This window comes from Pasteurella oralis (assembly GCF_002850605.1).
Classification (GTDB): domain Bacteria; phylum Pseudomonadota; class Gammaproteobacteria; order Enterobacterales; family Pasteurellaceae; genus Pasteurella; species Pasteurella oralis.
The window spans coordinates 285,971-298,600 of record NZ_NXGB01000002.1 but is presented as its reverse complement, the minus strand read 5'-3'; the positions used below and the strand labels follow the sequence as shown (position 1 = coordinate 298,600).

Here is a 12,630-nt window from a genome sequence, read left to right as displayed (position 1 = left end):
TTATTTATTTAAATGTGTTACATCATTGTAGCTTTCAATCACAAATCTTCCTTGTTCATCACTATACTGCTGATAACTCACAATACTAATTGATGTATTCAATAATGCTGGGCTTTTACCGGCTTCGCGATGGTTTTGCCAAGTAGCACCATTAAACAAGCCTAATAATATGCGTAGCGTATGCCCATGGGATACAATCAAAATGTTTCCTTTAGAATGCACTTTAATAATGTCCCGTATCGCATTAAATGCACGAATAGCGAGTTGTTGATATGTTTCACCGCCATTAGTTTGTGCTTTGTAATTAGCTGGGTCTTCACGCATTTGGTGATATTCTGTACAATCTTTTAATTGTGTAATAGATTGCCCTTCCCATAGACCAAAAGATTGTTCATTTAAGCCTTGATGCTGAAAAAGTGGCACGTTTCGATTGGCTAGGATATAAGTTGCCGTATCAATAGTGCGTTGTAAAGTGCTGGAATATGCAGCAATAAAAGGTGTATCAAATAATGCCTCTCCAGTTAATTTTGCGCCTTGAATACCACTATCAGTTAAAGGCGAATTGCCACTACCTTGAAATAAACCTTGCTCGTTCCATAATGTTTTGCCATGTCGGACTAAATAAAATCGGAGTGTTTTCATCAATATTCCTCTTTGCTAGCAAGAAATTATAGCTAAAAATGAGATTCGCTCCATAAAATATTTGCTTATGTTATAATTTTATGATTTTCACTTGTGAGAGAAATTATGCCGTCTATTACGATTATTTATCAACATGCTGATTTTGTGGTTATTGATAAACCTTGTGGTATAAGTGTGCATAAAGATCAAGCAGAAATAGGTCTGACTACTCTTATTGCCCATCAGTTAAATGTACCTCAAGTTTGGTTAGTACATCGTTTAGACAAGGTCACTTCAGGATTATTAATTTTGGCACTAAATGCTCAAGCAGCACAAACATTATCACAATTATTTGCTCAACAGAGTATTCAGAAAACGTATTTAGCTTTATCCGTGGACAAGCCAAAGAAAAAACAAGGATTGATCATAGGAGATATGCAAAAAGCGCGTCGTGGTGCGTGGAAATTGTGTCCTACTAAAGAAAATCCTGCGATTACTCGATTTCATTCAATCAGTTGTGAGCCAAATTTACGTTTATTTATTTTACAACCTAAAACAGGCAAAACTCATCAATTACGTGTTGCAATGAAAAGTTTAGGTAGTCCGATTTTAGGTGATCAACTCTATGGTAAAAATTCACCAGAAATTGACCGCACTTACTTGCATGCTTATCGTTTACAATTTTGTTATCAAGGGCAACATATTGACATCCAATGTTTACCTATTTATGGTCAGATGTTTCAGAGAATTAATTTGATTCAATTAATCACAGAATTGAATATTAAATAACTCATGTTTTGAAATCAAATGATATAGGGGTTTATTATGCGCCATTATGCTAATAAAACAGAGCTAAAAAATGAAATCCAAAAAACTTATGAAAAATACATTTTAGCGTTTGAGGGAATTCCCGAAAATTTAAAAGATAAAGCATGTGAAAATGTTGATAGAACGCCTGCACAGAATTTAGCATATCAAGTGGGATGGACGACGTTATTATTAAAGTGGGAAAGCAATGAACGAGAAGGGTTAGATGTCAAGACTCCATCTGATGATTTTAAATGGAATCAACTTGGTAAACTTTATCAATGGTTTAATAAACAATATGCGTATTTATCGTTAGCAGAATTGAAATTGGTGTTAGCTAACAATATTCAAGAATTGTACTTGATGATTGACACAATGGCTGATACTACACTTTTTTTACCTCATCAAAGAAAATGGACCATTCAAGCTACAAAAACAGCTACATGGGCAGTATATCAATTTATTCATATCAATACAGTAGCCCCTTTTACGACGTTCAGAAGTAAAATAATAAAATGGAAAAAATGCTGTTTATAAATACGCAATACGATTAAGAACAGTTGCATTGAGTCACATTTCGTCTCTCTTATACTGCCTTCTCATTCATCATGTTATCTTTGCTAATCAAGCGTTTTATTTAAAATCTTATGGTTTTTTATTTAATACATAAAAAATTATCAAAAAAGATATTGCTTAAAACACGAAAAACACCAATAAATGCGTGATTTTTTAATCAGTTAATATTATCATTAATAATATTTTTCACCGCATAATTGAATTTTTAGAGGACAGGTATGCAAAACCTAGAACAAATTACCGCGCAAGCATTGGATGCGATTGCTCGTGCGGAAGATGGCAAAGTATTAGATGCTATTCGTGTTGAATATTTTGGTAAAAAAGGACCATTTATTGCCTTAATGCAAGGGCTGAGAGATATTTCACCAGAAGAACGTCCAGCGGTAGGGCAAAAAATTAATGACGCCAAGCAAGTTGCACAAAATGCACTTAATGAAAAAAAAGCACAGCTTGAAGCCGCAGAGCTAAATGCCCAGTTAATAAAAGAAAAAATTGATGTAAGTTTGCCAGGGCGTAAAGTCGAAACAGGTGGACTACACCCTGTCACTATTACAATCGATCGTGTGACAAAATTCTTTTCTGAGTTGGGTTTTTCTGTCGAAAGCGGACCTGAAATTGAAAGTGACTATTACAATTTCGATGCATTAAATATTCCTAAACACCACCCAGCTCGTGCTGATCATGATACTTTCTGGTTTAACCCTGAATTATTGTTACGTACCCAAACTTCTGGAGTACAAATTCGTACCATGGAAAAAATGCAACCGCCAATTCGTATTATGGCGCCAGGACGTGTTTATCGTAACGACTATGATCAAACCCATACGCCAATGTTTCACCAGATTGAATTACTTTATGTTGATAAAAAAGCTAACTTTACAGAGTTAAAAGGCTTATTACATGATTTCTTACGCGCATTTTTTGAAGAAGATTTACAAGTTCGCTTCCGCCCATCATATTTTCCATTTACAGAACCTTCTGCGGAAGTGGATGTGATGGGAAAAAATGGTAAATGGTTAGAAGTCTTAGGCTGCGGCATGGTTCATCCAAATGTACTACGCAATGTAGGTATTGATCCAAATGAATATTCTGGTTTTGCGGTAGGCATGGGAGTGGAGCGTTTAACCATGCTTCGTTACAATGTCACAGATTTACGTTCATTCTTTGAAAACGACTTACGTTTCTTGAAGCAATTTAAATAAACTAGTTAGATGAAACCGCAGGGCAGACTCATCCGTTTGCCAATTAGAATTAACAGCAATTTTTAGGGCTTAATCAATAAAGCGCTTATAAAAAATAAAAAGGTTAATAGCATGAAATTCAGTGAATTATGGGTGCGTGAGTGGGTTAATCCAGCAATTAGCACCGAACAGTTATGTGATCAAATCACGATGCTTGGTTTAGAAGTCGATGGCGTGGAAAAGGTAGCAGGTGATTTTACTGGTGTTGTAGTCGGTGAAGTTGTGGAATGTAGCCAGCACCCTGATGCCGATAAATTACGTGTAACGAAAGTGAATGTGGGTGGGGAGCGTTTATTAGATATTGTTTGTGGTGCACCAAATTGTCGTCAGGGGTTAAAAGTGGCTTGTGCTACTGATGGTGCAATACTGCCAGGTGATTTCAAAATAAAGAAAACCAAATTACGTGGTCAACCTTCTGAAGGGATGTTGTGTTCATTTAGTGAATTAGGCATTGATGTTGATGCAAGTGGTATCATTGAATTACCACAAGATGCGCCAATTGGTATAAATTTACGGGAATACTTACAACTAGATGATAACAGTATTGAAATTAGCTTAACGCCAAACCGTGCAGATTGTTTAAGCATGGTAGGTATTGCCCGTGAAGTAGGAGTCATCAATAAACTTGCACTAAATGTACCGCACTTTGCACCAATCCAACCGACTATTATGGATAAAGTGGCAATTGAGGTTTCAGCACCAGAAGCCTGTCCTCGTTATTTATTACGTGCAGTGAAAAATATCAATGTGAAAGCCCAATCACCAATATGGATGCAGGAAAAATTACGTCGTTGTGGTATTCGTTCAATTGATCCTGTGGTTGATATTACTAACTATATTTTGTTAGAACTTGGACAGCCAATGCACGCATTTGATGCAACTAAAGTCGCACAACCAGTACAAGTACGTATGGCAAAAGTAGGTGAAGAATTAGTATTGTTAGATGGCTCAACTGCAAAATTAAAAGATAATACGTTATTAATTGCAGATCAAAATGGTCCATTAGCAATGGCAGGTATTTTTGGTGGTGCAGTAAGTGGTGTTAATAGTGAAACAAAAGATATCATTTTAGAAGCGGCTTTCTTTGCGCCATTGGCAATTGCTGGTCGTGCAAGGCAATATGGATTACATACTGATTCTTCTCATCGTTTTGAGCGAGGTGTTGATTTTGAATTACCGCGTAAAGCAATGGAGAGAGCAACTGCGCTTCTAATAGAAATTTGTGGTGGTGAGGCTGGTGAAATTTGTGAAGTAACAAATCCTGCATATCTGCCAAAACTGAATCAAGTGAAACTACATCGTGAAAAATTAGATTCTTTATTAGGGCATTATATTGAAACTGAAGTTGTTACAGACATTTTTGAACGTTTAGGCTTACAGGTCAGTTATGCCAATGATGTTTGGACTGTTACTTCTGCAAGTTGGCGTTTTGATATTGAAATTGAAGAAGATTTAATTGAAGAAGTAGCACGTATCTATGGCTATAACAGTATTCCAAATAATGCGCCATTAGCTCATTTACGTATGCGCGAACATAAAGAAGCTGATTTAGATTTGACTCGAATTAAAACCGCACTGGTTGACGCAGATTATCAAGAAGCAATTACTTATAGTTTCGTTGATCCAAAGATACAAGGCTTGTTACACCCTCAGCAAGACACGTTTGTATTACCAAATCCAATTTCAGTGGAAATGTCAGCAATGCGCTTGTCCTTATTAAGTGGCTTATTAGAGGCGGTACAATATAACCAAAATCGTCAGCAAACTCGTGTACGTTTATTTGAAACGGGTTTACGTTTTATGCCAGATAGTAAAGCTGAATTCGGTATTCGCCAAGAATTTGTATTATCTGCAGTAATTACGGGAGCAAAAAAAGTAGAGCATTGGACTGGAAAATCAGAAAATGTCGATTTCTTTGATCTCAAGGGGGACTTAGAGAGCATTTTATCGCTTACTGGCACTAGTAATTTGGTTAAATTTATAGCAAAATCATATCCAGCATTACATCCTGGTCAATCAGCTGCGATTATGTTGAATGGTGAAGAGATTGGTTTTATTGGTACTCTTCATCCAAATGTAGCAAAACAGCTCGGTTTGAATGGTAAAGTAGTGGTGTTTGAAATTCTTTGGAGCGCAATTGCTACTCGTCATGTTGTTCAGGCAAAAGAAATTTCTCGTTTCCCTGCTAACCGACGTGATTTAGCGGTTGTTGTTGCCGATGATATTGCGGCAAGTGATATTCTAGATGCTTGTCGAACTGTTGCTGGTGAAAAATTAACACAAGTAAATTTATTTGATGTTTACCAAGGTAGTGGTGTTGCTGAAGGACATAAAAGTTTAGCGATTAGCTTGATTATCCAAGACAATGAAAAGACCCTTGAGGAAGATGATATCAACGCAGTGGTTTCTGTTGTATTATCTAAGTTAAAACAACGTTTTAATGCTTATTTGAGAGATTAAATTATGACACTGACCAAAGTAGAACTCGCAGACAACTTAATTGAGAAATTTAACTTAAATAAACGCGATGCAAAAGAATTAGTTGAACATTTTTTTGAAGAAATTCGCATTGCTTTAGAGGCTGGCGAAGATGTGAAGCTCTCTGGTTTTGGTAATTTTGAACTACGTGATAAAGCTTCTCGTCCAGGTAGAAATCCCAAAACAGGCGAAAGTGTACCCGTTTCTGCTCGCCGAGTTGTAGCTTTCAAACCTGGTCAGAAACTGCGGGCTAGAGTGGAAAAAACGAAACCTAAAAGCTAAAATCTTCTCAATTAAATGATATCCTAAGCTATCCATGGGAAACCTCGGATAGCTTTGGTTTTTATTAGGACATGAAATGAAAAATTGCTTAACCTCATTGATATTGCTCACTTTTGTGTGTGTATTGTCAGCTTGTAGTAGTTCAAATAAAACTACTGATAATATTCGTTATAAAGGTCAGTTAAATGATCCTATTATGGTCATTGCATTGTTGAGTGAACAGCAGAGGGAATGGGCTGGCACTCCTTACCGTTTAGGTGGACAAAGTCGAAAGGGAATTGATTGTTCTGGCTTTGTACAAAAGACATTTCTAGATCGTTTTAATATTGCGTTACCACGTATGACATCACAACAAGCTAAATATGGTAAATTAATTGCTAAGAGTGATATTCAAACTGGCGACTTGGTTTTTTTCAAAACAGGTCGAGGACCCAATGGCTATCATGTTGGTATTTATGTTAAAGATGATTTATTTTTACACGCTTCAACCAAAGGTGGCGTAATTTATTCTTCATTAAATAGCCCCTATTGGTCGAAGAAGTACTGGCAAGCAAGACGTATTTAAGCAACATTACGGTTCCTTAATTATTACACAAATGGGTATAGTGATTTAGGGTAGTCTTAAACAGATAATTCACCAATCAAATCATCAATGGCTTTTGATAATAAGGTGCGATCATGTCGATAACAGATATCATTAGCATGTAATGGACGAGCCATAACCTTGATGTTCAAATTTTCGCAAAAATCGACCGCACTTGTTGATACAATTACGCCATCAATAATTGCTTGACCTACTGTATGATGAATCCATTGTATGCGATCAGAAAGAGTGAGGTTTGCAGCAGGGCTGTGTTCTATGCCCAAATTATCAATGAAAATCTTTTTAGCACGACTTTGTTGTAAGGTGTCAATCACTTCAGGCAAAAGAATAGGTGGTAAAATACTTGTTAAAAAGCTACCCGGTCCAAATAGTATAACTTCTGCTTGTTTTAGAGCTGCAATTGCTTCAGGGGTGGCTGGGACTAATGGTACAAGGAAAATCGATTTAGGCAATTCTGTTAGGTTATCTATACTCACTTCTCCAACAATACTAGCACCTGATTGTAATATAGCTGCAAGGTGAACTGAGCTTTCTGACATCGGGATAATATGTGATTTGACATGCAATAAATCGCGTACTAAATTAACTGCCTCAATTGGGCGAATATGCATATTTTCGAGTGCTTTAAGCATTAAGTTGCCTAAATTGTGACCTGCAAGCTCGCCGCTACCAGAAAAACGATATTCAAATAGTGCAGAAGCAGTACTTGGCTCTGTAATAATTTGATTTAAGCAATTACGCAAATCTCCCCAAGCAATACCGCCATGATTTAAACGAATACGACCTGTTGAGCCGCCATTGTCTGTGGTTGTTACAATACCAGTTAGACGTTCTTTCATAAAACTCAATGCGGACATTAAACGCCCAAGTCCATGGCCACCACCAATAGCGACAATATGTTTAACATGGTCTAAATTTTCATATTGGGTACGACGTGTGAATTCTGGCATTGTGTTTTCCTTGATTCGTTTTGTAATAAAGACATTTATTACATAACAAAGTTCTTTTTCCACCTAAAATGAGGTAGAAAAAACAGCGCTATATATTTAATTATATATTTGATTTTAAAGAATTTTCTTATTTTATGCGTTAGATCATATTATTTGTTTGCAATCGCTTGAATATATCTCTTACAATACAAATTAAAAATTTAATGACTTAATTATCGCATAACTCCGAGCTTACTTAACCTACGTTTTAATAAAAAATATGGTGGTAATGCCAATAGTATAAAAAATTATACTATTCAGGGATACGCTGGAAACGGTTTATCCTCTCATGTTTTAGAAAGGTGTGAAATGCAATCTATTCCAATTAAACACATCGGGCATGATCGTTTAGTCGATGCCTTCCAGCGACAATACTACTATTTACGCTTATCAATTACTGATATGTGTAATTTTCGTTGTAATTATTGCTTACCAAATGGCTACCAACCAGAACCGAATAAACCAAGTTTTTTAACTCTTGATGAGATTCGTCGTGTCGTTAACAGTTTTGCTGCAATGGGAACGGAAAAAGTACGTATTACTGGTGGTGAACCGACGTTACGTAAAGATTTTCTCCCTATTGTTGAAACTATTGCGCGAATAGAAAGTATCAAACAAATTGCATTAACGACCAATGGATTTCGCATGGCAAAAGACGTTGAAAAATGGCGTGATGCAGGTGTAACTTCAATTAATGTCAGTGTTGATAGCCTTGATCCACGTATGTTTCATCGTATTACTGGTGTGAACAAGTTTGATGATGTGATGCGTGGGATTGAGCGAGCTTTTGATGTGGGTTATGCAAAAATTAAAGTCAATTCAGTGTTAATGAAGCAGCTTAATGACACAGAATTTACACAATTTTTGGCATGGATTAAAGATAAACCAATTCAAATGCGTTTTATTGAGTTAATGCAAACTGGCGAAATGGATCGCTTTTTCCATCAATATCATTTATCTGGACAGGTTTTAGCAGATAAATTATTGCAAACAGGTTGGGTGTTACAAACAAAAGGTATACTTGACGGTCCTGCAAAAGTATTTAAACATCCGGATTATCGAGGTGAAATTGGTTTAATCATGCCTTACGAAAAGCACTTCTGTGCAAGCTGTAACCGACTTAGAGTTTCTGCTAAAGGTAAACTCCATCTTTGCTTATTTGGTGAAGAAGGGGTAGACTTGCGAGATTTATTACAATCTGACGAACAACAGATCCAGTTACAAGCGCGGCTTTATTCTGCATTACAAGGCAAACGTGAGCATCATTTCTTACACAGTGGTGATAGCGGAGTCCGTGCTAATTTAGCCAGTATTGGTGGCTAATTTCAAAATTTTCTAAATTTTGACCGCACTTTTTGTTCTTCTATACTATTTACGTGCCAAAATAAAAAAGTGCGAAAAATTAACCGCACTTTATCCATCAAGAATAAAATCAAGCAACATTTACTATAATATTTTGCTTCTCTAATTCCCGCTGAGTTTCTTCAGAGATTTGCTCATCAGTGATTAATAAATCCACTTTATTAATTGGTAAAACAAGATTAAAGCCACTACGATTAAATTTTGTAGAATCGACCACACAAACGACTTTTGTCGAAATATTTGCCATGATAGCACTGATTCCATAGCCTTCATTAAACGTTGTTAATCCAATATGAGGGTCAACACCATCAGCACCAACAAACATAATATCTGCTCGAATTCCTTTTAACGTATTTTCAGCAATACTACCGTGCATGGATCTTGTTTTGTGTCTTACATAGCCTCCACAAACGACCAACGTTATTTCTGGTGAATCAGAAAGTAGTGCGGCGGCAGGAAGATTATTTGTAATAACAGTAATATTCTTGATTCTAAGTAATTCTATCGCAATCATCATTGTCGTACTGCCACTATCAAGAATGATAGTATCTCCTTCCTTGATGAGGCTTACTGCGAGCTTTGCAATATGGGATTTTGGATCAGACGAAAGAGAATAACGATCATATAGTTTAGTTTCTTCTTGTTCTGAGAATACTTGCTCTGTATGGAATTGTAGTAGGCCTGCGCCACCATGGAAACGAACTAAACGTTTTTGTTCTTCTAAAATACGTAAATCGGCTCGAATGGATACTTCTGAAATATCAAAACGTTTTGCTAAATCAGTAACTACAACACTACCTTGTTCATGTAATAGTTCAAGTATTTCTTTTCTCCTTTCAAAAGTGTTCATAATTATTCCTTATAATAAATAAAAGCGTATGAAAGTTTCACACGCTTTTTATTATCTTCTCTTTTAATCGAATTTCAACATAATTTTTCCATTCATTGCGTTACCATCTAAACGCTTTACTTCTTCAATGAAATCTTCTAAATGGTTTATTGAGGCAATAAGTGGTTCAAATTGAATTTTTCCTTGTTGCACTAAGTTAACGGCTTGATTCCACTCTTCACCAGGCCATGGCTTAGAGTAATTCATCCAAGAACCTAAAATACAAAGTTCTCTACGCAAAATAAGCCCAAATACTTTTTGATTTAGGTTTAAATCATTGTGCAATGTGCCAATGAGCGCAACCTGTGCCTTAGGCCCCGAAATTTGAATAGCTAATTCAACAGTTTGTGGAACTCCTGCTGTTTCAAGAAGCAGTTGATCAAAACGATATGGCTCGAATTGTTGATAAATCTGTTCAGCATCTAATTCTGCTGAATTAAACACAAAATCAACACCTAATTCCTTAGCCAAATTGAGTTTATCTGGATTAATATCAATAACAGATACTGTTTTAGCGCCTAAAGCTTTTGCAGCTTGTGCAGCTAATAACCCGATTGTTCCTGCTCCGATGATAATAACATTTTTATTTTCACAGCCTTCTGCAAGGTGGATTGCATGAAGCCCTACCGTGATTGGTTCGATAAAGGTATTATGTAATGCAACCGAATCAGGCGAAACTTTTACTGCGTTAGCTTTGTTCATTTTAACGTATTCGGCATTTGCACCATTACAGCGCGAACCGATAAAACTGTAATTTTTACAAAGCGAGTAGAATCCTTTTTCACATTCAGGGCAATGGAAGCACGGAAGCAGAGGAGCGCAGACTACATAGTCTCCTTTATTTATTTCCGTCACGTTTTCACCAAAATCTTCTACTATTCCACAAAATTCATGGCCTAATACAATAGGATAAAAATGAGTGCCATGATGAAATACACGTGGAATATCTGAGCCACATACTCCAGAATATTTAACTTTAACTAAGACATCATCAGGATGAGTTATGCTTGGTTTATCAATATCAGCAAGAATCAATTTGCGATTTTCTTGTACAACAGCAGCTTTCATCATAAAACTCCTTATTTTTCAATCGCACTTTGTGCTGCTCGATCTGCTTGTTCACCAGCTTTTGCTCTGCGCCATGTCAAGAAGACACCAAGAGAATAAATGATTCCGATAACAACTAAACCAGCAATATTTTCCCAAGTTAATAATTGGATTAATAAATAGGTTACTGGTGAGCCACCTTGGTCCATAGAGGCTACTTGTTCGCCGGCTTTTAATGTACCCGCATTTGCAGCTAATTGTGTATTGAGCGCAATAGTTTGCGTGGCGATCCATAAAGTGATTGACATGATTATGGTACCTGAAATAAGTGTTCTAAATAGATTTCCTTGGTGTACTGCAACTGCCATTGCAACGAAGAAACCGATAGTAGCCAAATCACCGAATGGTAAAACTTGGTTTGTTGGTAACAGTACAGCAATTAAAATAGTCAGTGGAATAAAGATAAGGCTTGCAGATACAACTGATGTATGACCGAGTAGTAATGCAGGATCTAAACCAATTAGGAATTCTTCACCGCCAAATTTAGCTTGTAATTTCTTACGAGAGTGTCTAGCAATTGGTGTTAAACCATCCATAATTGGCTTAATTACTCGTGGCATTAGTAACATGATAGCGGCCGTTTTAATGGCAAGTTGCAATGTATCTTTAACGGAATAGCCTGCTAATACGCCAATAACAACCCCCATAATAAAGCCTACGGTAACTGGTTCACCTAATGTTCCAAAACGTTTTTGTAAATCATCTGCAGAGAAATGAATTTTGTTTAAACCTGGAATTTTTTCAATTATAGTATCCACTAATACTGCGATTGGTCCTAGATAAGCAGAAGTACCATGTGGAATAGCAATTCCTTCTAATTCAAAGTAATTTCTTGTATCACGGCTAAACCAATCACCTAGTTTATAAGCAAATGCGGCATGAATAATCACACCTAAAATACCTAACCAATATGATCCTGTTGCAATATGTACCAATGCCCCAGTGAATGTCATATGCCAAATATTCCAAATATCCACATTAACGACACGGGTCATTTTTAATACAAGCATGATGATATTCGTAACAATAGCAATTGGAATCGCGATCAACGCAATTTGTGATGCCCATGTGATAGGTGAGGCACCAGGCCAACCAAGATCAATAACATTAAGTTTAATATCAAAAGTATGTGCCATTGCTTTAGCAGCAGGACCAATGCTATCTAACATTAAACCAATAACTAACCCAATTCCAACAAAACCAATACCGATTTGCAAACCAGCTTTGAAAGACTCTCCAAATTTCATCCCTAAAATTAATGAAAATAATATAATCAATACTGGTAGCATAACAGCAGGACCAAGATCTAAAATATATTGCATAACTTCAGTAAACATAGCTTACTCCTTATGAGTTGTTATACTACTAAGTGAAAATTAGTCTTTTAAAATATTGGTGATTTTTTCTTTTAATTCATCAATACCTACACCGGAAACAAATGGCATGCCATGAACTAATGGAATATCACCAAAATCTTGGGTGACTTTAGAAGTCGTACAAATTAAATCTACGCCATCAATATAACTGGCAATTTCGTTAATGCGGCATTGAACAAGTTCCAGTTCAATATCATTTTCTGCACATAGCTCTTTAATTTCTTCAGCAGCTAAAGTTGAAGTTGCAACAGCACCACCACAAGCAACAATGACTTTCTTTTTCATGTTCATCTCCTAA

General features: G+C 36.3%; 13 protein-coding genes and 1 riboswitch. Of the genes, 7 read left to right on the top strand and 6 right to left on the bottom strand.

Features of this window, described 5'->3' with window-relative positions; translation table 11 throughout:
• Window positions 1–645, bottom strand: coding sequence for a histidine phosphatase family protein (locus tag C0975_RS03800; RefSeq protein ID WP_101775067.1), 645 nt, complete (start codon window positions 643–645; stop codon window positions 1–3).
• A 102-nt stretch (window positions 646–747) separates the two neighbouring features.
• Between C0975_RS03800 and C0975_RS03795 the strand changes: the two genes are divergently transcribed.
• The 6 genes from C0975_RS03795 to C0975_RS03770 all read left to right on the top strand — a co-directional run bounded on the left by C0975_RS03795 (window position 748) and on the right by C0975_RS03770 (window position 6,570).
• Window positions 748–1,410 carry a TIGR01621 family pseudouridine synthase gene (locus tag C0975_RS03795; RefSeq protein WP_101775066.1) on the top strand — a complete coding sequence of 221 codons (663 nt, stop codon included), beginning with the start codon at window positions 748–750 and terminating at the stop codon, window positions 1,408–1,410.
• 36 nt (window positions 1,411–1,446) lie between these two features.
• Window positions 1,447–1,965 (top strand): ClbS/DfsB family four-helix bundle protein, encoded by a 519-nt coding sequence (locus C0975_RS03790; protein ID WP_101775065.1) that lies wholly within the window; start codon window positions 1,447–1,449, stop codon window positions 1,963–1,965.
• Between the two features lie 257 nt (window positions 1,966–2,222).
• The gene (gene pheS, locus C0975_RS03785; protein WP_101775064.1) at window positions 2,223–3,206 is read left to right on the top strand and encodes a phenylalanine--tRNA ligase subunit alpha; all 984 of its coding nucleotides are present in this window, start codon (window positions 2,223–2,225) and stop codon (window positions 3,204–3,206) included.
• 111 nt (window positions 3,207–3,317) lie between these two features.
• Entirely contained in the window at window positions 3,318–5,705 is a 2,388-nt protein-coding gene (gene pheT / locus C0975_RS03780; protein WP_101775063.1) for a phenylalanine--tRNA ligase subunit beta, read from the top strand.
• A gap of 3 nt (window positions 5,706–5,708) precedes the next feature.
• Window positions 5,709–6,005 carry an integration host factor subunit alpha gene (locus tag C0975_RS03775; protein WP_101775062.1) on the top strand — a complete coding sequence of 99 codons (297 nt, stop codon included), beginning with the start codon at window positions 5,709–5,711 and terminating at the stop codon, window positions 6,003–6,005.
• Between the two features lie 76 nt (window positions 6,006–6,081).
• Complete coding sequence (locus C0975_RS03770; RefSeq protein ID WP_101775061.1) at window positions 6,082–6,570, top strand: C40 family peptidase; 489 nt, start codon at window positions 6,082–6,084, stop codon at window positions 6,568–6,570.
• Between the two features lie 56 nt (window positions 6,571–6,626).
• Here the strand turns inward: C0975_RS03770 and C0975_RS03765 are convergent, their stop codons facing one another.
• Window positions 6,627–7,559 (bottom strand): gluconeogenesis factor YvcK family protein, encoded by a 933-nt coding sequence (locus C0975_RS03765; RefSeq protein ID WP_101775060.1) that lies wholly within the window; start codon window positions 7,557–7,559, stop codon window positions 6,627–6,629.
• Window positions 7,560–7,770: 211 nt separating this feature from the next.
• A riboswitch (molybdenum cofactor riboswitch) is annotated at window positions 7,771–7,919 on the top strand.
• On the opposite strand from C0975_RS03765, the gene moaA reads away from it, so the two are divergent.
• On the top strand, window positions 7,908–8,921 hold the full coding sequence (moaA, locus tag C0975_RS03760) for a GTP 3',8-cyclase MoaA (RefSeq protein WP_101775059.1): 1,014 nt from the start codon (window positions 7,908–7,910) through the stop codon (window positions 8,919–8,921). It overlaps the preceding riboswitch by 12 nt.
• Window positions 8,922–9,030: 109 nt before the next feature.
• On the opposite strand, the gene C0975_RS03755 is transcribed toward moaA, so the two are convergent.
• The 4 genes from C0975_RS03755 to gatB all read right to left on the bottom strand — a co-directional run bounded on the left by C0975_RS03755 (window position 9,031) and on the right by gatB (window position 12,617).
• Window positions 9,031–9,810, bottom strand: a complete 780-nt coding sequence (locus C0975_RS03755; RefSeq protein ID WP_101775058.1) for a DeoR/GlpR family DNA-binding transcription regulator — start codon at window positions 9,808–9,810, stop codon at window positions 9,031–9,033.
• 63 nt (window positions 9,811–9,873) lie between these two features.
• Complete coding sequence (gatD, locus tag C0975_RS03750) at window positions 9,874–10,917, bottom strand: galactitol-1-phosphate 5-dehydrogenase (RefSeq protein ID WP_101775057.1); 1,044 nt, start codon at window positions 10,915–10,917, stop codon at window positions 9,874–9,876.
• An 11-nt stretch (window positions 10,918–10,928) separates the two neighbouring features.
• Window positions 10,929–12,293 carry a PTS galactitol transporter subunit IIC gene (locus C0975_RS03745; RefSeq protein WP_101775056.1) on the bottom strand — a complete coding sequence of 455 codons (1,365 nt, stop codon included), beginning with the start codon at window positions 12,291–12,293 and terminating at the stop codon, window positions 10,929–10,931.
• Between the two features lie 39 nt (window positions 12,294–12,332).
• Window positions 12,333–12,617, bottom strand: a complete 285-nt coding sequence (gene gatB / locus C0975_RS03740) for a PTS galactitol transporter subunit IIB (RefSeq protein WP_101775055.1) — start codon at window positions 12,615–12,617, stop codon at window positions 12,333–12,335.
• Window positions 12,618–12,630: the final 13 nt, after the last annotated feature.

Excerpts from the sequence above, each read along its gene's own strand:
- C0975_RS03795 (WP_101775066.1), top strand. The coding sequence starts at position 748 with ATGCCGTCTATTACGATTATTTATCAACATGCTGATTTTGTGGTTATT.
- C0975_RS03790 (WP_101775065.1), top strand. The coding sequence starts at position 1,447 with ATGCGCCATTATGCTAATAAAACAGAGCTAAAAAATGAAATCCAAAAA.
- pheS (WP_101775064.1), top strand. The coding sequence starts at position 2,223 with ATGCAAAACCTAGAACAAATTACCGCGCAAGCATTGGATGCGATTGCT.
- pheT (WP_101775063.1), top strand. The coding sequence starts at position 3,318 with ATGAAATTCAGTGAATTATGGGTGCGTGAGTGGGTTAATCCAGCAATT.
- C0975_RS03775 (WP_101775062.1), top strand. The coding sequence starts at position 5,709 with ATGACACTGACCAAAGTAGAACTCGCAGACAACTTAATTGAGAAATTT.
- C0975_RS03770 (WP_101775061.1), top strand. The coding sequence starts at position 6,082 with ATGAAAAATTGCTTAACCTCATTGATATTGCTCACTTTTGTGTGTGTA.
- C0975_RS03765 (WP_101775060.1), bottom strand. The coding sequence starts at position 7,559 with ATGCCAGAATTCACACGTCGTACCCAATATGAAAATTTAGACCATGTT.
- moaA (WP_101775059.1), top strand. The coding sequence starts at position 7,908 with ATGCAATCTATTCCAATTAAACACATCGGGCATGATCGTTTAGTCGAT.
- C0975_RS03755 (WP_101775058.1), bottom strand. The coding sequence starts at position 9,810 with ATGAACACTTTTGAAAGGAGAAAAGAAATACTTGAACTATTACATGAA.
- gatD (WP_101775057.1), bottom strand. The coding sequence starts at position 10,917 with ATGAAAGCTGCTGTTGTACAAGAAAATCGCAAATTGATTCTTGCTGAT.
- C0975_RS03745 (WP_101775056.1), bottom strand. The coding sequence starts at position 12,293 with ATGTTTACTGAAGTTATGCAATATATTTTAGATCTTGGTCCTGCTGTT.
- gatB (WP_101775055.1), bottom strand. The coding sequence starts at position 12,617 with ATGAAAAAGAAAGTCATTGTTGCTTGTGGTGGTGCTGTTGCAACTTCA.